The sequence below is a fragment of the Aurantiacibacter spongiae genome (genome assembly GCF_003815535.1).
GTDB classification, from domain to species: Bacteria; Pseudomonadota; Alphaproteobacteria; order Sphingomonadales; family Sphingomonadaceae; genus Alteraurantiacibacter; species Alteraurantiacibacter spongiae.
The window spans coordinates 819717-837188 of sequence record NZ_RPFZ01000001.1; the positions used below are offsets into that span (position 1 = coordinate 819717).

Annotated in this window: 18 protein-coding genes; 5 read left to right on the top strand and 13 right to left on the bottom strand. The window is 65.1% G+C overall.

Going from position 1 to position 17472, the window contains the following annotated elements:
- Positions 1-3 precede the first annotated feature (3 nt).
- The 4 genes from EG799_RS04065 to glmU all read right to left on the bottom strand — a co-directional run bounded on the left by EG799_RS04065 (position 4) and on the right by glmU (position 6019).
- Positions 4-2301, bottom strand: coding sequence for a putative bifunctional diguanylate cyclase/phosphodiesterase (locus tag EG799_RS04065; protein ID WP_123882727.1), 2298 nt, complete (start codon positions 2299-2301; stop codon positions 4-6).
- Positions 2302-2424: 123 nt separating this feature from the next.
- Positions 2425-4248: a glutamine--fructose-6-phosphate transaminase (isomerizing) gene (gene glmS, locus EG799_RS04070; protein WP_123878789.1), complete on the bottom strand. Its 1824-nt coding sequence runs from the start codon at positions 4246-4248 to the stop codon at positions 2425-2427.
- Between the two features lie 95 nt (positions 4249-4343).
- The gene (locus tag EG799_RS04075) at positions 4344-4655 is read right to left on the bottom strand and encodes a hypothetical protein (RefSeq protein WP_123878791.1); all 312 of its coding nucleotides are present in this window, start codon (positions 4653-4655) and stop codon (positions 4344-4346) included.
- Entirely contained in the window at positions 4652-6019 is a 1368-nt protein-coding gene (gene glmU, locus EG799_RS04080; protein WP_123878793.1) for a bifunctional UDP-N-acetylglucosamine diphosphorylase/glucosamine-1-phosphate N-acetyltransferase GlmU, read from the bottom strand. The genes EG799_RS04075 and glmU overlap by 4 nt, the downstream gene beginning before the upstream one ends.
- Positions 6020-6079: 60 nt before the next feature.
- Between glmU and EG799_RS04085 the strand changes: the two genes are divergently transcribed.
- Both EG799_RS04085 and EG799_RS04090 read left to right on the top strand, forming a co-directional pair.
- Positions 6080-6772 (top strand): HAD-IA family hydrolase, encoded by a 693-nt coding sequence (locus EG799_RS04085; protein WP_123878795.1) that lies wholly within the window; start codon positions 6080-6082, stop codon positions 6770-6772.
- A gap of 48 nt (positions 6773-6820) precedes the next feature.
- Positions 6821-7876, top strand: coding sequence for a hypothetical protein (locus EG799_RS04090; protein WP_123878797.1), 1056 nt, complete (start codon positions 6821-6823; stop codon positions 7874-7876).
- A gap of 25 nt (positions 7877-7901) precedes the next feature.
- Here the strand turns inward: EG799_RS04090 and EG799_RS04095 are convergent, their stop codons facing one another.
- Genes EG799_RS04095 through EG799_RS04110 form a run of 4 tightly spaced genes read right to left on the bottom strand, consistent with a single transcriptional unit; the run spans position 7902 to position 10927 of the window.
- Entirely contained in the window at positions 7902-8264 is a 363-nt protein-coding gene (locus tag EG799_RS04095; protein ID WP_123878799.1) for a DUF2794 domain-containing protein, read from the bottom strand.
- On the bottom strand, positions 8264-8962 hold the full coding sequence (epsC, locus tag EG799_RS04100) for a serine O-acetyltransferase EpsC (protein ID WP_123878801.1): 699 nt from the start codon (positions 8960-8962) through the stop codon (positions 8264-8266). Before epsC ends, EG799_RS04095 begins: the two co-directional genes overlap by 1 nt.
- A 30-nt stretch (positions 8963-8992) precedes the next feature.
- A complete protein-coding gene (locus EG799_RS04105; protein WP_123878803.1) occupies positions 8993-9598 on the bottom strand; it encodes an HdaA/DnaA family protein in 606 nt (201 codons plus the stop codon).
- A gap of 24 nt (positions 9599-9622) precedes the next feature.
- Complete coding sequence (locus tag EG799_RS04110) at positions 9623-10927, bottom strand: heavy-metal-associated domain-containing protein (RefSeq protein ID WP_123878805.1); 1305 nt, start codon at positions 10925-10927, stop codon at positions 9623-9625.
- A gap of 71 nt (positions 10928-10998) precedes the next feature.
- On the opposite strand from EG799_RS04110, the gene purM reads away from it, so the two are divergent.
- The 3 genes from purM to EG799_RS04125 are packed head-to-tail and all read left to right on the top strand — an operon-like array spanning position 10999 to position 14296.
- Complete coding sequence (gene purM, locus EG799_RS04115; protein ID WP_123878807.1) at positions 10999-12096, top strand: phosphoribosylformylglycinamidine cyclo-ligase; 1098 nt, start codon at positions 10999-11001, stop codon at positions 12094-12096.
- Positions 12089-13090 carry a phosphoribosylglycinamide formyltransferase gene (gene purN / locus EG799_RS04120; RefSeq protein WP_123878810.1) on the top strand — a complete coding sequence of 334 codons (1002 nt, stop codon included), beginning with the start codon at positions 12089-12091 and terminating at the stop codon, positions 13088-13090. Before purM ends, purN begins: the two co-directional genes overlap by 8 nt.
- A gap of 48 nt (positions 13091-13138) precedes the next feature.
- A complete protein-coding gene (locus EG799_RS04125; protein WP_158611005.1) occupies positions 13139-14296 on the top strand; it encodes a sulfotransferase in 1158 nt (385 codons plus the stop codon).
- Positions 14297-14354: 58 nt separating this feature from the next.
- Here the strand turns inward: EG799_RS04125 and ndk are convergent, their stop codons facing one another.
- From ndk to EG799_RS04150, 5 genes are all read right to left on the bottom strand, one after another.
- Positions 14355-14777, bottom strand: a complete 423-nt coding sequence (ndk, locus tag EG799_RS04130) for a nucleoside-diphosphate kinase (RefSeq protein ID WP_123878814.1) — start codon at positions 14775-14777, stop codon at positions 14355-14357.
- 88 nt (positions 14778-14865) lie between these two features.
- Positions 14866-15339, bottom strand: coding sequence for a hypothetical protein (locus tag EG799_RS04135; protein ID WP_123878816.1), 474 nt, complete (start codon positions 15337-15339; stop codon positions 14866-14868).
- Between the two features lie 12 nt (positions 15340-15351).
- The gene (locus tag EG799_RS04140) at positions 15352-15789 is read right to left on the bottom strand and encodes a DNA polymerase III subunit chi (protein WP_123878818.1); all 438 of its coding nucleotides are present in this window, start codon (positions 15787-15789) and stop codon (positions 15352-15354) included.
- Positions 15789-15932 (bottom strand): DUF2256 domain-containing protein, encoded by a 144-nt coding sequence (locus tag EG799_RS04145; protein WP_123882730.1) that lies wholly within the window; start codon positions 15930-15932, stop codon positions 15789-15791. Before EG799_RS04145 ends, EG799_RS04140 begins: the two co-directional genes overlap by 1 nt.
- A gap of 16 nt (positions 15933-15948) precedes the next feature.
- Complete coding sequence (locus tag EG799_RS04150; RefSeq protein WP_123878820.1) at positions 15949-17409, bottom strand: leucyl aminopeptidase; 1461 nt, start codon at positions 17407-17409, stop codon at positions 15949-15951.
- Positions 17410-17472 lie beyond the last annotated feature (63 nt).

The following is a 17472-nucleotide window of genomic DNA, read 5'->3' on the forward strand; positions in this document are numbered from 1 at the left end:
GCCCTAGGCCGCGCGAACGCGCCGCGCGAGAAGGGAGCGGGCCTCCTTGGCGGCCATCGGGCGACCGAAATAGTAACCCTGTATCTTGGTGCAGCCCAGATCGCGGATCAGCTTCGCCTGTTCTGCATCCTCCACGCCCTCGGCGGTGGTCGACATCTCCAGGCTCTGCGCCATGGCAACGACGGCGCGGATGATCGCGAGGCTTTCCGGGTTGTCGGCAGCCGCGCCCTGGACGAAGCTGCGATCGACCTTGATGGTCGAGAAACGGAGGTTGCGCAGATAGCCGAGCGAGGAATAGCCGGTGCCGAAATCGTCGAGCGCCACCGAACAGCCCAGCGCCATGATCTCGTTCAGCGTCTGATTGGCCGTGCGTCCGTCACGCAGGAACACGCTTTCGGTCACCTCCACCTCGAGCCGATGGGCGGGCAGGCCACTCATCGCCAGCGCCTTGACGATCTTGCCGGAGAAGCCGGGTTCGAGCAGCTGCTCGCCCGAGACATTCACCGCGACGCGGATATGCTCGGGCCAGCGGGTCGCCTCGACGCAGGCTTCGTGCAGGACCCATTCGCCGATGGGCACGATCAGACGCGTATCCTCGGCCAGCGGGATGAACTTGGCCGGGCTGACGAAACCGTGTTCGGAACTGTTCCAGCGCAGCAGCGCCTCGAAGCTGACGACGTCTTCGGAATTGGCGTTCACAACCGGCTGGAAGTTCAGTTCCAGCTCGCGGTTGCCGATGGCGTTTCGAAGCGAAAGCTCCAGCTTGCGGCGTTCCTCCGCATCGGCATGCAGCGAAGGCAGATAACCGAAATGTTCGCCGCCGCCCTCGTCCTTGGCGCGGTAGAGTGCAAGGTCGGCATTGCGCATCAGCGTCTCGACCGACGAACCATCGCGCGGTCCGATGGCGGACCCGACGCTCGCTCCGATGAACAGGGTGTGATTGTCGACGACATAGGGTTGCGACAGGGTTTCGATAATCGCGTGAGCGATCTGCCGCACCCGCTCGACATCGGCAACGTCGCGGATCACGACGGCGAACTCGTCCCCCCCCAGACGGCCGCAGCGTTCATTGTCGGTAATGACCGACCGCAGCCGCTCGGACACCTTGGCCAGCAATCGATCACCGATCTGGTGGCCGAGCGAATCGTTGACCTGCTTGAACCGGTCGAGATCGATCATCAGGAAGGCGCAGCGCGTCTTCCACTGTTCGGAAAAGCGCATTGCCTCGCCCAGCGATTCGGTAAGCATGAGGCGATTGGGCAGTCCGGTCAGCGTATCGTACCGCGCAAGATAGGCGATCTTCTCGTCGCGATCGCGCTGTTCGGTGACATCGGAGCCGACGCCCCGGAAACCGACATAGGCTCCGTTGTCGTCGCGCATGGGGGTGCCCGAAAGTTCCCACCAGCGCGTCTCTCCGCCCACCTCGACCTGAACCAGGAGGTTGGAGAAACTCTCGCGCCGTTTCAGCCTCTCGGCGAGTTCGTGAAGGCTTCGCGGCGTTTCGACTGCGGTGAGGTTGTCGCCTGCGATCAGTCTGACGAAGCTCTGCCCCTCGATCTCGTGCGGTTCCGCACCCATCGCGAAGGCGAAGCGGGGCGAAGCAGCGCGTATTCGACGGTTCGTATCCACCTGCCAAAGCCAGTCCGATTCCTTCTCCTCGAATTCACGGAGGAGCAACGAGACGACCTCGTCCTTTTCCGCCACTCCGGCCTCGGCGATCTTCGCGGAAAGGTACGTGCGCGCTGCGCGGATCGTACCGGCGAGAATGGTCATGACGTAGGCGGCGCTGGCAACGGCGAAGGTCCAGTCCCCGGTGAGGATGAACGAGGCCGTTCCCGCGCCGCCAACCACCGTGCAGAAAACGACCGTGGCGATGGGGGCCGGGGTCAGCATCGCGGCCGATCCGGCGATCAGCATCGCGACGACGGTCCACAGGGCGTAGTGCTCGGTCGTCGATCCGTGCGGCACGAAATAGAACAGGGCGAACACCCACGGCAGCGCGCAGACGCCCACGCTGAAGGTCTGCTTGCGGAACTGGGCACGCGTCATCGTACCCTTGTCAATCTCCGCAAGACCGGCATCGATCACCCCGACCTGCCAGATGGCAAATCCGAGCACGGCGAGCCACGCACCCAGTAGCCAGGCAGAAACGCTGCTGGCATAAAGGGTGACGGCGAGGATCGCAGCGATGCCCTGCCCCACGGCGCGAACCATCGATACCCGGTGGAGATCCGAATACTGGATCGCCCTCAGCCGGGCCCAGTCCCCTTCCGCGGGGGACCGCAAGCCCAGAACCTCCATCGCGCTGAGCCGCAAGGGAAGTTTCGGCAGACCTGACGCGTTTTCGCTCACCCCCCGGCCCTAACCGGCGAAAGGTTTAGCGCGGGTAAAGCTCCGACGAAATTCCTGCGATAATTCCGGTCTTTATTCGACGGTCACGGATTTCGCGAGGTTGCGCGGCTGATCGACATCCGTGCCCTTGGCAACGGCGACGTGGTAGGCAAGCAATTGCACCGGAACCGCGTATACCAGCGGCGCGATAAGGGGATGCACCTTGGGCATGCGTATCGTCGCCATGCATCCCTCTCCGGCGTCGGCGATGCCCTTCTCATCGGAAATGAGTACCACACGGCCGCCGCGCGCCTGCACCTCCTGCATGTTGGAAACCGTCTTCTCGAACAGCGGACCGGATGGCGCGAGCACAATCACGGGCACCGTATCGTCGATCAGCGCGATGGGGCCGTGCTTCATCTCTCCGCTGGCATAACCCTCGGCATGGATATAGCTGATTTCCTTCAGCTTGAGCGCGCCTTCGAGCGCCAGGGGGAAGTCCGCACCGCGCCCCAGATACAGCACGTCCCGCGCCGGCGCGATCAGTGGCGCCATCTCGGCAATCTCGTCGTCATGGTCGAGCGCCGCGTTGAGGCAGGCGGGTGCCTCGAGCAGATGTTCGACGATGATCGATTCCTCGTTGCGGTTGAGCAGACCCTTTCTAACCGCGAAATGAGCCGCCAGTGCTGCCAGCACGGCGAGCTGGCAGGTGAAAGCCTTGGTGGAGGCAACCCCGATCTCCGGCCCGGCATGGGTCGGCAAAAGCAGGTCCGCCTCGCGCGCCATCGAACTGGTCGGGACGTTGACGACGGCGGCAATGACCTGGCCCTGCTGGCGACAATGGCGCAGCGCCGCGAGGGTATCGGCCGTTTCCCCGCTCTGACTGATGAACAACGCCAGACCGCCATCGGGAAGGATCGGCTCGCGGTAACGGAATTCCGATGCGAAATCGATGTCCACCGGCACGCGGGCGAACTGCTCGAACCAGTATTTCGCGACCATCCCCGCATAATAGGACGTGCCGCAGGCGACGATGGTGATGCGGTCGATGGCCGAAATGTCGAAGTCGATTTGCGGCAACGCCACGCGCTGCTCGCTGGGCCGCAGATAGGAACGCAGCGTCTGGGCGACCACGGTGGGCTGCTCGAAAATCTCCTTCTGCATGAAGTGGCGATAATTGCCTTTCTCGATCTGCGCGGCAGAGGCGCCGGAAGTCTGCACGGGGCGTTCGACGTGATTGTTGTCGGCATCGCGAACGGTCGCGCCGTCGCGTTCGATGACGACCCAGTCGCCTTCCTCGAGATAGCTGATTTCCTGGGTGAGCGGCGCCAGCGCGAGCGCGTCGGAACCGAGGAATGTCTCGCCATCGCCGTAGCCGACGACAAGCGGCGAGCCGAGCCGCGCGCCTATCAGCATGTCTGGATGGTCGCGAAAAGCGATGCCCAGCGCAAAGGCTCCGCGAAGGCGCGGCAGCACGGTCTCCACCGCCTCTGTCGGACTCATGCCCTCCTCTATCCGGCGAGACAGCAGATGGACGACGACCTCGGTATCGGTTTCGCTCTCGAAGGTCCGGCCTTCCGCACGCAATTCGTCACGCAATTCACGGAAATTCTCGATGATGCCGTTGTGAACCACCGCGACGTGACTGGTGGCATGCGGATGTGCGTTCTTCTCGGTCGGTGCGCCGTGCGTGGCCCAGCGTGTATGGGCGATGCCGGTCTGCCCCGGCGCGGGATTGTCGACCAGTTCCTGTACCAGATTGTTCAGCTTGCCCTGGGCTCGCCGGCGGACGAGCTGTCCGTCGTCTATCGTGCAGACACCGGCACTGTCGTAGCCGCGATATTCCATGCGTCGTAATCCATCGAGCAACCGCGCCGCGACGTCCCGCTCTCCGACGATACCGATAATTCCGCACATTGCCGATAAGCCTCAGTCTAAGTGAACCCGGTCGCGCTTGGCGCCGGCTGGATTGCGATTGTCGTAACAAGTCGGCACGACCGCGCCCACCCCGTTCAGTGGGGAAAGGTCTGATCGACGAACATATGCGCGAAGACGACCTTGTCGGGTTCTGCCGAATTTTCCTTCAGGAAGCGGACCCGCCCCTTCTCCCAGGTTTCGCGAATGGCATCGGGCATTCCGGGGGGAAAGCGCATGCGGCGTTCCACGATCTGTCGCCACGTTCCTTGCTCTCCGAAGGTCGCGCGAAAATGGGGTTCGGCCTCGGTCAGCCACCGACGGTTCGCCGGATCGAGACCGTCGATCGCATCAAGAACGTAACTGTCCAGCAGGCGAAGAAACGGCTTGCCCTCGTAGCGGTCGGTCATCCGTCGCGGTTCGCCTCCTTCTTCTTGCGCATGGTATCGTGAAAGCGGTCCGCCCAGCCCGGTTTCACCAGTTGATCCGCGCGGACCATGCGCAGTTCGCCGTCTGCCACGTCGCGGCTGACGGCACTGCCGGCGGCGACGATGGCATCCGCCCCGATAGAAACGGGCGCGATCAGTGCGGAGTTCGAACCGATGAAGGCGCGCGGGCCGATCGTGGTCTGATGCTTGAAGTATCCATCGTAATTGCAGGTGATCGTGCCGGCGCCGATATTCGCCCCGGCCCCCACCGTCGCATCACCAAGATACGTGAGGTGATTGGCCTTGGCGCCTTCCCCCAGGACGGCCTTCTTCATCTCGACGAAGTTGCCGACCTTCGCGCCCGCCTCCATCACCGCACCCGGTCGCAGCCGGGCGTAGGGACCGACTTCGCAATCCTCTCCCACGCTCGCGCCTTCCAGGTGGCTGAACGCCTTGATCGTCGCGCCGCGCGCGACCTTGACGCCGGGGCCGAAGACGACGTTGGGCTCGACCGTCACGTCCTCGGAGAGCTCGGTGTCCCAGCTGAATACGACCGTGCCGGGGGCGCGCAGCGTGACGCCGGCCTCCATCGCGTCGGTCCGCTTGTAGTCCTGCCATTGCGCTTCGGCGGCGGCCAGTTCGGCCCGGCTGTTGATCCCGGCAACCTCGTCGGCGCCGTCGCAGGTGACGACCGCGCAGTTGCGCCCGTCGCGAATGGCGATGTTGACGATGTCGGGCAGGTAGTATTCGCCTTGCGCGTTGTTGTCCGAAACGCGGCTCAGCAGGTCGAACAGATCGTCGGAACGGGCCGCGAGCAGTCCCGAATTGCACAACGCGCAGGCTCGTTCTTCAAGGCTCGCGTCCTTGTATTCGACCATCTTCAAGATCTGGCCCTGCTGCGCGATCACGCGACCGTAACGAAGCGGATCGCCGGGTTCGAAGCCAAGGACGACGGCCGCCGGGGCATCGTCGCTGCGCAGCCGATCAATCATCTTGCGCATCGTTTCGGGCCTCACGAACGGAACGTCGCCGTAAAGCACGATGACGTCGCCTTCGAAGCCGCGCAGCGTCTCCTGCGCCTGCTGCACCGCGTGCCCGGTTCCGAGCTGGGGTTCCTGCACGGCGAAATCCACCCGGTCGCCCAGCCTCGATGCGAGCTGCTCGCGATACTCGCCCACGACGGCGACCAGGCGTTCGGGCGCCAGTTTTTCGACGCTGGCGAGGAGATGCTCGATCATCGGTCGGCCGGCGATCTCGTGCAGAACCTTGTGCTTCGCGCTCTTCATCCGCGTGCCCTTGCCCGCGGCTAGAATAACGGCGGCGATCGGTCGGTCGGTCTGGCTCATGTTGCGCGCCTTGCCAGCAATTCGTTGCGGTTTCTACATTTACCACCACCTGTGTCCGCGATGACCCGCAACGCCACGAGTTTCCCTTTCGACATTGTCCTGTTCGACCTCGACGGCACGCTCGTCGATTCCAACCGCGATCTGGCCCCGGCGGTGAACCATGCGCTTTCGCTGGAAGATCGGCCACCTGTGCCCGAGGCCGAGGTCCGCAACCTGATCGGCGGGGGAGCTTTCGCCATGCTGGAACGGGCGTTGCAAGCGACCGGCGGGCCCGTTGCGCAAACAAGGTTCGCGGAACTCGGCGCCGAACTGCTGGCGCATTACCGGGCGCATATTGCCGATAATACCGTGCCCTTCGAGGGCGTCACGGCTGCCCTTGATCGGCTCGCACAGCTCGGCTGCAAACTGGCGGTCTGCACCAACAAGGCGGAGGAACCAGCGCGCGACCTGCTGGCGAAGCTCGACCTGGCCGGGCGCTTCGACGCAATCTACGGTGGTGACACGCTCGGCCCCGGGAACGCCAAGCCGGACCCTGCGATGCTCTACGCCGCCATTGCCGATTGCGGCGGCGGACGCGCGGCGATGGTGGGCGATTCCACCTACGACGTGCGCGCGGCCCGCAATGCGAACATCCCGGCCATCACCTTTCGTTACGGCTATCACGATGTGCCGGTCGAGGAACTGGGCGGCGATGCCATGATTGACCATTGGAACGAACTGCTGCCCACGCTGGAAGGTGTATTGACTTCGTAAAACAGCGGCGTAGGCTTTTCCCGGGACGATGCTGGAACGGGGCATGCCATGTACAGCGAACAGGATCTGCACGATGCGGTTGCAGCGGGCGTGATCACCGAGGAAGCGGCAACCGCGCTTCGCACGCACGTCGCGCGGATGCGCCGGATGCCGACGACGGACGAGGAGAATTTCCGCCTCGTCAATTCCTTCAACGACATCTTCGTCACCATCGCGGCGGTACTCCTGGTGGTGGCCATGGCGGGTATCGGCAACGCCGTAGCGCCGGGCGTTGCGGGGGTGCTGGTGGCCATGGCTGCCTGGATGATGAGCGAATTCTTTACCCGCCGCCGCCGCATGGCGTTGCCGTCGATCGTATTGTTACTCGCCTTCGTCGGCGGCGTTGTCGCGGTTCCGGTGGAAATCATGGTGTCCGGTGCGGACAATCTGTCGGAACAGGCGATGACAGCGGTCATCTCGGGAAGCTTCGTCGCCGGAGCGGTGGCCGCCTGGCTGCACTGGCGCCGCTTCATGGTTCCGATCACCCTGGCCGCCCTGTGCGCCACTACGGCCGGAGCCGTCATCACGCTTATCGTCGCAGCCTTCGATCTCACCGAAAGCGAGCCGGAAACTGTCGTCCTGCCGCTGGTCTTTATCGCTGGTCTGATAGTCTTCGCCATCGCGATGCGCTGGGACACGAGCGATCGGGCCCGCGCCACGCGCCGCTCCGACGTCGCCTTCTGGCTGCATCTGCTGGCAGCACCGATGATCGCCCATCCGCTGTTCCACGGTCTTGGCATTACCGATGGCGCTACGGTCGGCCTCGGCGGCATCCTCGCCGTGCTGGCGGTCTATGTCGGCTTCGGATTTGTCGCTCTTGCGGTAGATCGGCGAGCACTGCTGGTCTCGGCGCTCGCCTACGTGCTGTTCGCGCTGGCAAGCCTGTTCGATACCTACGGCATGGTGGAACTGAGCGTGGCGCTGACGGCGCTGGTCATCGGCTCTGCCTTGCTGACACTGTCGGCGTTCTGGGCAGGAATTCGCGCTTCGGTCGTCAGGAAATTGCCGGTTGCCCTGCGCGACCGTCTGCCGCTTGCCGGTTTCGGCGAACCGGTCGCGGCCTGAAAGCGGGGCGCGGGAGGGAGCTCTTCTACCCGTCCACCGCCTTCAGTAGCCGGCGCTCCACCGGTGCAAGCACGTTCGCCAGTTCGTGTCCTCGCTTGAGCACCTGTCCAGCCTCGCCGAACAGTGCCCACATACCTTGCCTCTGATGCAGCGCAGGGCGTTTCTCCAGCCGCATCTGCGGCACCTCCGCAGTGCGGCGGAAGGCTGCGAACGTGGCGCAGTCGCGGGTAAAATCCATCGCGTAGTCGCGCCACTCCCCGGCAGCGACCATGCGGCCGTAAAGGTCGAGGATACGCGTCAGTTCGCGCCGGTCGAAGCCCACCTGGTCGGCCGGACGCCGCCCCGGAAAGGCAACGATGTTGGAGCCGGACGCAAGAATGCGAGCCATCAGCGCTTCGTGCCGCTCTGGCGTTTGGGCGCAGTACTCAGCAACTTGCGCATTTCCGACAGTTCGTCTCGCAGGGTGGCGACCTCCGCTTCGAGCGACTGAACGCGCTCGGTCGGGGCAGGTTCGCACGGTTCCTCGCACGGCGTGCCGTAGGGAATGAATTCTCGCAGCCATGTCTCGGCTGGCACCAGTGTCGATCGGGCCTTGAGCCCGATCATGGTCGCGCCGTCCGGCACGTCGTCCAGAACGACGGCGTTCGCGCCCACGCGCGCCCGTTCACCAACCACGATCGGTCCGATGATCTGGGCGCCCGAACCGATGATGACGTTGTCCTTCAGCGTCGGATGTCGCTTGCCCCCCTCGCCGTTGGCGGGATTTGTCCCGCCGAGGGTAACGCACTGGTAGATGGTGACGTTGTCGCCGATTTCCGCGGTTTCGCCGATCACGGTAAACCCGTGGTCGAGGAAGAAGTTACGCCCGATATTCGCACCGGGATGGATATCGATCGCGGTCAGCCAGCGGCTCAGATGATTGACGAACCGGGCCAGGAAGAACAGGTCCGCCTCGAACAGCCAGTGCGCGACACGGTGCATTCCCAGTGCCAGGACGCCCGGATAGAGCAGGATCTCCCAGCGCGAACGCGGCGCCGGATCGCGTGCGCGAACCGAGTCGAGATAGGCGATCAGCCGGTCGAACATCGTGCGAGTCAGTTTCCCACTAAAGCCATGTCAAAGCAAGCGCGGCTCCTGCGGGCCGTGAAGCGAATCGAGCGCAGCGCGCCAAATCCCGAGAGAAGGTGGTGCCTTTCTTTCCAGACTCAAGCGGTCGATTTCAGCCACCAGGCGCTCGAGATCCGCCTGCGCCCGGCTAGCCCGGGGGACGAGGTAGTCCGCCGCATCGGCGCGCAGCGGCAGTCCGCGCTCTTCGGCCAGCGACAGGAGAAGTTCCCGCGCCATCTCGTCGTCCGGCAGGCCGATGTCCAGTTGCAGCGCAGCACCCAGGCGTGATCGCAGATCCGGCAGGTTGATGCTCCAAGGGGGTTCTCCGCCGACGATCAGCAGGTATGTCCCATCCTCTTGCGCGCGGTTCCAGCGATGGAACAGGTCGGCCTCGTCCATGCGCTGCGCGTCGTCGATCGCCTGTCCCTTGCCGCCCTGTGCGAACCAGCGCGCGAACAGCGACTTGCCCGACCGCCGCGGCCCGGTGAGCACGGCAGTACCGAACGGCCAGGTTTCCGGCACGGCGAGGGCTTCGGCGACCTGCCCGTTGGCCTGGCCGAGAACGATGCGACGCGGACCGCCGCCGCTGGTCAGGGGGAGCGCGAACTGACTCATGGCGAACCGACCGCCACGCCAGACCTAGCGTGAAATGCCGAGACCGCCCGGACCCTCGCTCACCGCCCAGCCGCGCGAGCGCAGCGCCGCGGCGAGCGCCGACTGGTCGCCGGCGAAGCGCACGCTGAAGACCGAATTGCCGCCGACATCCGTGGAGGAGGCCGAGAGGCCGCGAACGCCTGGCGTGCCGCGCAGGAGGCTTTGCGCGTTGTCGAGCGCACCCTGGGAAGGCGTCGCTACCTGTACGACGATGCTGGTAACGGGCGCGGCGGGAGTGGGCGTGGCTTCGGGTTCGGGAAGGCTGATTTCGGGTTCATCGGCTTCTTGCTGCTGACGCGCGCGATCCGCCTCCTCTCGCGCTCGCGCGGCGCGCTCTTCCGCCTCCGCTCGCTCAGCTTCCGCGAGCAAGGCGCGCACCTCGTCGCTGACCTCGACATTGTCGAGCGTGAGCGAAGGGTCGGGCGCCAGAGTACCCTGAGCCAGCGCGCGGGAGAAGATCTGGTCGAAACGGCGGACGGCCTGGCGCAGCATGGCCGGGAGCTGTTCGGCACTATCCGCACGCAGGGTAAAACTGTCGAGATAGGTATCATCAGGTCCGTGACGGGCGGTGAAGCGTCCCTCCACCGGGCCACCCGGCCACTGCCAGGTCAGGTGAGCGATCGGAACCAGGATGTCCGCCGCACCGAACTGGTCGAGTATGGAATTCCACCACGCCCGGCTGCGGCGCCCTGTCTGGCCGTAAGTCAGTAGCAGTGATTCGCCGCCCATGCCGGAGGGGCGGACATAATCCACACTGCTGGATCCGAACTGGTATTCGGCCCAGGCGCGCTGCCACGGATTGCGCACTTCGAACATGGTCTGCGTGCCGCCGGTAATCATCACCGGCAAGGTCAGCATGGGCGCGGAGCGGGATCGCTCGCCCCCTGCCCCCAGAAGCGATCCGGCGCGCGAGCGATCGAATATCACTCCGAGTGTCGCGACGTAGCGGCGCGGACCGAGGCTCTCCTTTTCCACGACGATCGCCGAAACCAGTGATTCGAGCCGCGAATCGGGCAGGTCCGGTCCGCCGATCTTCTTCCAGGCGAGCCGCTGCGCTTCCAGCCAGCCGTTCTGCCGCGCCTCTTCCGGCGTGTCCCCCGTGGTATCGACCTCGATGCCACCCACGTTTATATCCGTGCTGCTGGCGACGGGGGCGATGCCCCGCTCCCCCGAAACCTGCGCCGTCAGCGACTGGAACGCCAGCGCCGCAAGCGCCGCGAAGACCAGAACGAGGACGAGGGCGGAAAGGCTGCCGGTCGTCCGGATGGGGGGGATCGAGAGAGTTCGCATGGGGGAAAGTGAGCGCCTTTTGCCCAAAGGCGAGTAGAAATCCAAGCGCGAAACGGTATGGCGGTGACGCAATGTCCGGAAAGCCAACCTCCTATACCTACGAACAGGCCGGCGTCTCGATCGACGCCGGCAACGCCCTCGTGCGGGCGATCGGCCCTTTGGCAAAGGCCACGCGCCGCCCGGGCGCCGACGGAGAGATCGGCGGGTTCGGCGGGTTCTTCGATCCGAAGGCCGCCGGATATGTCGATCCGCTCCTCGTCGCCGCGAACGACGGCGTGGGAACCAAGCTGAAGCTCGCCATCGAGCACGATCGACACGACAGCGTCGGCATCGACCTTGTCGCCATGTGCGTGAACGACCTGATCGTGCAGGGCGCCGAACCGCTGTTCTTCCTAGATTACTTCGCCACCGGGAAGCTGGAGACGGGCGTCGCCGAGCGTGTCATCGCCGGTATCGCCGAGGGCTGCAAACAGGCAGGCTGTGCGCTGATCGGCGGGGAAACCGCAGAGATGCCCGGCATGTATGCCGGCGGAGACTACGACCTTGCAGGCTTTTGCGTGGGCGCGGTTGAACGCGGGGAACAGCTGACCGGAAGCCGGGTCGAACCGGGCCAGGTACTGCTGGGCCTCGCCAGCTCGGGTGTTCATTCCAACGGTTTCTCCCTGGTGCGGCGGCTGGCGGCGGACAAGGGGTGGCGTCTCGATCGCCCCGCTCCGTTCGAACACGAACGCCTGCTCGTCGATCTGCTGATCGAACCAACGCGCATCTACGTGAAGAGTCTGCTTCCCGCCATTCGTGCAGGCCATATCGCAGCGCTGGCGCATATCACCGGCGGCGGCCTGCTGGAAAACATTCCGCGGGTTCTGCCGGAAGGCGCTCGGGCGGTCGTCGATGCCGATGCGTGGGCGCTGACCCCGCTGATGGGGTTTCTCCAGGGACAGGGCAATATCGAACCCGCGGAAATGGCGCGCACGTTCAACTGCGGTATCGGCATGGTCCTGGCGGTTGACGAGAGCGCTGCGACATCGCTCGCGGGGAAGCTGGCAGAAGCAGGCGAGACGGTGATGCGCATTGGCCAGATCGAGGCTGGCAGGCGCGGTTGCACGGTACGCGGATCGCAGGGCACGTGGAGCGGCAGGGCAGCGTGGGAAGCCAGGCACGATGGCTGACACCCCCGCGCGCAAGGCGTCCGGAAAGGCAAAGGTCGCCTGCCTGCTATCGGGCAACGGAACCACGATGTCGGCCCTGCTGTTCCAGTCCCGCCTGCCGGGCTGTCCCTACGAAATCGTCCTGGTCGCCAGCAACAATGTTGATGCGCCCGGCCTGAAGATCGCGGCGGCCGAGGGCGTTCCCACCTTTGCCCATTCGCACCGCGGCATGGACCGCCGCGAGCACGAGCAGATCATGGACGAGGCCCTGCGCCGATCCGGTGCCCGATATTTGGCCCTGTGCGGCTACATGCGGATCCTGACGGGCGAGTTCGTCTCCGGCTGGGAGGGGCGGATGGTCAACACGCATCCGTCGCTGTTGCCGAAATACAAGGGTCTCGACACCCATGCCCGTGCCATCGCGGCGGGCGACCGTCATGGCGGCTGCTCCGTTCATGTCGTCACGCCGGAACTCGATGGTGGACCGGTGCTGGGGCAGATGCCCGTTGCAATTCTTCCCTCGGACACCGCCGAAAGCCTCGCGGCTCGCGTCATTCTCGCCGAATATCAGCTCTACCCACGCATGCTTTCACGCTATGTCGGCCGCCATCGCGATCCCGACTGGCTGCTGGGGCGGGTGCGCGATCTCGCGATGGCCCTGCCCCGGGTCGAGGAACGCGAGAGCCACGGCGCCCCCGGATGGCGCATAGGCGGCTCCAGCGGCAAGTATTTCGCCCACTTCAACGACCGTCATCATGGCAGCGACAAGGTGGCGTTACTGGTGAAGACGAGCGGCCCGGACGAGCTCTCCTCCCTCGTCGAACGCGATCCCGAAACCTATTTCAAACCCGCCTATTACGGCGCGGCGGGATGGGTCGGGATAATTCTGGACCGTTCGGGCGTTGACTGGGACCATGTGGGCAATTGGATCGAAAGAAGCTGGCGGCAGGTCGCGCCGCAACGTCTGGCACAAGGCCATCCGCCGTCCCTTAACGCCATTGCCGACGAATTCTGACGCATGACGCTTCCGCCTCGCCCGCATCCAGCCGCGCGATCGCCTCGCGTGGACAAGGCGAATGACTGGCTGGAATCGCTCTGGCGCAGGGGATGGTGCGAACGGCCTTCGCTCGATCCGGACGCCCTGTGGTCAAAGGCGTTGCGCGATGCACCGGCCAGCGGCGAAGCAGCCGGTCGCAGCGCAGACGACACGGCCGATTTTCGGCTCCGCCTCGAACGTCTCGCCTGCTCGCTGACCACGGAAGCGCGGCTCAATCCGCTCGGCCGGACGATCGCCCATGGCCAGCTGACCCGCGTGATCCGGCAGCGCCTGCTGCTCGGAGCCTTGTGGGCCGATCGTCCGGAAATACTGGAGGGTCAGCTGACCGCCCCGATCATCGTCGTCGGCCAGATGCGATCGGGTACGACGCGCATTCACCGTCTGCTGGCTGCCGACCCGGCCCACGCCGCAACCCGGTTCTGCGATAGCTGGCATCCGGTTCCCGCCTGGCCGGACACGCGCCCCGCCTGGTCCGCGCTGTCGCTGCTGGTGGCCCGCTGGCTCGATCCCTGGATTGATTCGATCCACCCCTTCGGCACAACTCGGGCGGATGAGGAACTTGGCTGGCTGGCGGCAGCGCTCGATCATTGCGCCTACGAGACGCAATGGCGCGTGCCCGGGTTCACCGCTTTCAGCGAAGCGCGCGATGCGACTCCCGTCTACCGCGAATTCGAGCGTATCCTGAGGACCGACGCGCATTTCCACGGCAACAGCGACAGGCCGCGCGTGCTCAAGGTGCCGCAGTTTGCGGAAGACCTGCCCGCCTTGCTTGCCCGCTTTCCGGAATCGCGCGTCGTGCGGACCGGCCGGGATGCCGACGATACCGCAGGCAGCAGCGCATCGCTCGTCGCCAACCAGATGACGATCCAGTCCGACAACGTGGATTGCGACTGGATTGCGTCGGAGGTGCGACGCAAGATCGCCCTGCGCGAACAGCGGATGGACGACGCGCTGAACGATTTCGGCGGCCCGTTCGCCCTCGCCAACTTCCAGTCCCTCAACGAAGACTGGGAAGCGGAAATCCGCCGGATCTATACCGCTGCGAAGCTGGTCCTGACCCCGGCGGCACTTGAAGCCATGCAGGCCGAGACGGGACGATCATCCGAAGCGCCCCACCGGCAGCACGGTGCCGCTTGGCGCAAGTTCGCCGGAGCGCAGGCCTGACACGAAAAGAGCCCGATCAGTCGACCGGGCCCTCGCGATAACAGCAATACGGCCGTCGTCAGCCGACGATCTCGTCTTTGTCGAAGAAATAGGCGATCTCGGTCGCCGCGTTCTCGTCACTGTCGGAACCGTGGACCGAATTGGCTTCAATGCTTTCGGCATAGGTCTTGCGGATCGTGCCCTCTTCGGCATCGGCGGGATTGGTCGCACCCATCACGGCGCGGTTGCGCTTGACCGCATCCTCGCCTTCGAGGACTTGGACGACCACGGGGCCGCTGGTCATGAAGTCCACCAGTTCACCGAAGAAGGGCCGCTCCTTGTGGACGGCGTAGAACCCTTCTGCCTGGTCCCTGGACATCATGATGCGCTTCGATGCGACGACGCGCAGGCCAGCATCTTCCAGCATCTTGGTAACCGCGCCGGTCAGGTTGCGGCGGGTGGCATCGGGCTTGATGATCGAAAAGGTGCGGGTAACCGCCATCTGGATTGTCCTTACAGTATTTTCGGAAGGTTGCGGGATTGCGCGCGCCCCTAGCGCCCGACCGGCGTTTGGGCAAGCCTGCGCAACCTCAGGCGCCGGTCCGATAGAAGGTCAGCTGCGTTTGCGAACCGCCGCCGGCATTCACCGACTGCACGAAGAGCTCCGCCCCATCTTCGCGCCGAGCGATGAATCCGGCTCCGATATCGGCGCGGTCGCGCGATGCGATGACATACCCGGCGGCCTCGGCCTCGTCGCGGTAGTGCGCTACGATATCGGCGGGCGAGGCGGGGCTGTCGAAACCGATCATCTGTCCCGAACCCGCGTCGTCGGACATGGTCGCCGTCGCCGTTACCCTCGCGTCTTCATGGATCGAGAACCCCGTTGGCAGGTCGGGAGTCTGGCCTTCCTTCCGGTTGAGCGTCATCGTCCCGCCATTGCCGTTGGAAAACTCGGCGGTCATGCCCGCGTCAGACGCAGCGGCGTCCTGCGGCACCTGGTCCGGCTCGGACGTGCAGGCGGGCAGAGCCAGCAGCGCGGCCAGGAAAAGCGCGGCCCTTTGCATTACGAAATTCTCCTACGGTCCCTCGACCCAGCGACCGGCCTGGGTTTTCCAGAATTTGCGTTCGATGTCTTCGCGACCGGCGAGATCGCGCCAGGTCGACCGCGCGCCGTCGATCGTGGCATCGTCGAACACATACAGCACCCGCTCGAACCCGTCCCCGGGGTGGCGCCACTGGCCGTCGGCGAGAAGCAGGATGGCCGCCTTGTTGTTGGCCGCGACCTCCTGCGCCAGCAATATCGGCTGATCGGCCTCGTCCCCCGACCCGGCGATGCCGTGGGCGAGAAAGCTCTCGGGGGCACTCTCCCACAGCGCTTTCGATATCTCTTCGAGCAACGCTTCGCCCTCGGCGACGATCAGCAGGCGCTTGCCCGCCTCGCGCGACTTTCGCGCCAGCAAGGCAATCGCGGCGGCTCGGGGGTCAGTAGAAAGCCGGTAGAAATCGACGCGCATCAGGAAGGACCGCTCCTGCCGCGCCGGCAGCGTTCGGAACAATAGCGCACAGAAGGCCAATCCCGCTCCCACTTCTTCCGCCAGGCGAAAGGCAGACCGCAGCCAGCGCAGGTCTTCGTGGGCAGGTCTGCCTTCTTGCGCATCCTGCCCACGCGAACCCTACCCCTCGATGGTGTCGCGCACGAGGCGGTCGATCAGGCGGACGCCGTATCCGGTGGCACCCTTGTCCCACGTTGCGCCGGGCTTGTCCGCCCAGACCATACCGGCAACGTCGCAATGCGCCCAGTTCACGCCGTCTTCGATAAAGCGCTGAAGATACTGCGCCGCGGTGATCGAGCCGGCGAAGCGCGGACCGACGTTCTTCATGTCGGCGATCTGACTGTCGAGCAGCTTGTCGTAGGCGGGCGATAACGGCATGCGCCACAGCTTGTCGCCCGTTTCGCGGCCCGCCGCGAGCAGGCTGTCGGCCAGCGCATCGTCATTCGAGAATACGCCCGCATGCTCGGTCCCCAGCGCGACGAGCATCGCACCGGTCAGCGTGGCGAAATCGACGATGGTCTTGGGGCTGTATTCGCGCTGGACCCAGGTCAGTGCGTCGCACAACACCAGCCGACCCTCGGCATCGGTATTGATGACCTCGACCGTCTGCCCGCTCATGGTGGTGACGACGTCGCTGGGGCGCATGGCATTGCCGTCGGGCATGTTCTCGACGAGACCGCACACGCCGATCACGTTGGCCTTGGCCTTGCGACCGGCCAGCGCCAGCATCGCGCCGGCGACGGCGCCCGCGCCGCCCATGTCCCATTTCATGTCCTCCATGCCGGCGCCGGGCTTGATGGAGATGCCGCCCGAATCGAAAGTGACGCCCTTGCCCACGAAAACCGTGGGCGCATCGCCCTCGCGGCCACCCATCCATTCGATCGCGAGGAGCCTGCCTTCACGCTGCGATCCCTGGCTGACGCCGAGCAGCGCGCCCATGCCGAGGTCGCGCATTTCGGCCTCGTCGAGCACGCGGATGGTGACGCCCGTGCCGTCGAACCGCTTGCGACAGCGTTCGACGAAGCTTTCGGGGTAGATGATATTGGCCGGTTCGGAGACCAGTTCGCGGGTGAATTCCACGCCGGCGGCAACAGCTTGCGCATCCGCCCATTCGCCGTGTGTCCCATCGGGCGAGCCACGCACCATGACCGACGCAAGAGTGGGCTTCTGTTCGTCGCGGAGCCTGGTGCGGTACTGATCCCAGCGCCAGGCGCGAAGCCGCATCCCCGTCAGCACGGCGGCAGTCTCACGAGCATCGAGCCCGCTTGCACCGGCATCGAGAACCAGTTCCGTCTCTCCGCTGACGAGATATTTCGCGGTCAGCGCCGCGCCGGCGCGTTCCAGCGCCGCGATGCGCCCTTCGTCGTCCGGTTTGCCCGCCCCGGCCAGGGCCACGCGGGTCACCGCATCGCCGTTTTGCGCGAACCCGTCGAACACCTGTCCGGCCTTGCCGGTGAACCGCGATGCCTTCGCACCTTCCGCTACGGCGCGCGGCAGATCGCCGGGCACCTTGTCCTGATCGACGATACGGGCGAGCAGGCGGGGCGTGTCGGTGGCGGAATCGCGAAATTCGATCTTCATGTAAGCTCCGGGAATGACTGTGCGGGGTGCATAGATGGCGCGTGAAATCGCGCCTGCAATGTT

What these genes read in the sequence shown, in the direction of transcription:
- EG799_RS04065 (WP_123882727.1), bottom strand. Translation starts at nt 2,301, where the DNA reads ATGGAGGTTCTGGGCTTGCGGTCCCCCGCGGAAGGGGACTGGGCCCGG.
- glmS (WP_123878789.1), bottom strand. Translation starts at nt 4,248, where the DNA reads ATGTGCGGAATTATCGGTATCGTCGGAGAGCGGGACGTCGCGGCGCGG.
- EG799_RS04075 (WP_123878791.1), bottom strand. Translation starts at nt 4,655, where the DNA reads ATGACCGACCGCTACGAGGGCAAGCCGTTTCTTCGCCTGCTGGACAGT.
- glmU (WP_123878793.1), bottom strand. Translation starts at nt 6,019, where the DNA reads ATGAGCCAGACCGACCGACCGATCGCCGCCGTTATTCTAGCCGCGGGC.
- EG799_RS04085 (WP_123878795.1), top strand. Translation starts at nt 6,080, where the DNA reads ATGACCCGCAACGCCACGAGTTTCCCTTTCGACATTGTCCTGTTCGAC.
- EG799_RS04090 (WP_123878797.1), top strand. Translation starts at nt 6,821, where the DNA reads ATGTACAGCGAACAGGATCTGCACGATGCGGTTGCAGCGGGCGTGATC.
- EG799_RS04095 (WP_123878799.1), bottom strand. Translation starts at nt 8,264, where the DNA reads ATGGCTCGCATTCTTGCGTCCGGCTCCAACATCGTTGCCTTTCCGGGG.
- epsC (WP_123878801.1), bottom strand. Translation starts at nt 8,962, where the DNA reads ATGTTCGACCGGCTGATCGCCTATCTCGACTCGGTTCGCGCACGCGAT.
- EG799_RS04105 (WP_123878803.1), bottom strand. Translation starts at nt 9,598, where the DNA reads ATGAGTCAGTTCGCGCTCCCCCTGACCAGCGGCGGCGGTCCGCGTCGC.
- EG799_RS04110 (WP_123878805.1), bottom strand. Translation starts at nt 10,927, where the DNA reads ATGCGAACTCTCTCGATCCCCCCCATCCGGACGACCGGCAGCCTTTCC.
- purM (WP_123878807.1), top strand. Translation starts at nt 10,999, where the DNA reads ATGTCCGGAAAGCCAACCTCCTATACCTACGAACAGGCCGGCGTCTCG.
- purN (WP_123878810.1), top strand. Translation starts at nt 12,089, where the DNA reads ATGGCTGACACCCCCGCGCGCAAGGCGTCCGGAAAGGCAAAGGTCGCC.
- ndk (WP_123878814.1), bottom strand. Translation starts at nt 14,777, where the DNA reads ATGGCGGTTACCCGCACCTTTTCGATCATCAAGCCCGATGCCACCCGC.
- EG799_RS04135 (WP_123878816.1), bottom strand. Translation starts at nt 15,339, where the DNA reads ATGCAAAGGGCCGCGCTTTTCCTGGCCGCGCTGCTGGCTCTGCCCGCC.
- EG799_RS04140 (WP_123878818.1), bottom strand. Translation starts at nt 15,789, where the DNA reads ATGCGCGTCGATTTCTACCGGCTTTCTACTGACCCCCGAGCCGCCGCG.
- EG799_RS04145 (WP_123882730.1), bottom strand. Translation starts at nt 15,932, where the DNA reads ATGCGCAAGAAGGCAGACCTGCCCACGAAGACCTGCGCTGGCTGCGGT.
- EG799_RS04150 (WP_123878820.1), bottom strand. Translation starts at nt 17,409, where the DNA reads ATGAAGATCGAATTTCGCGATTCCGCCACCGACACGCCCCGCCTGCTC.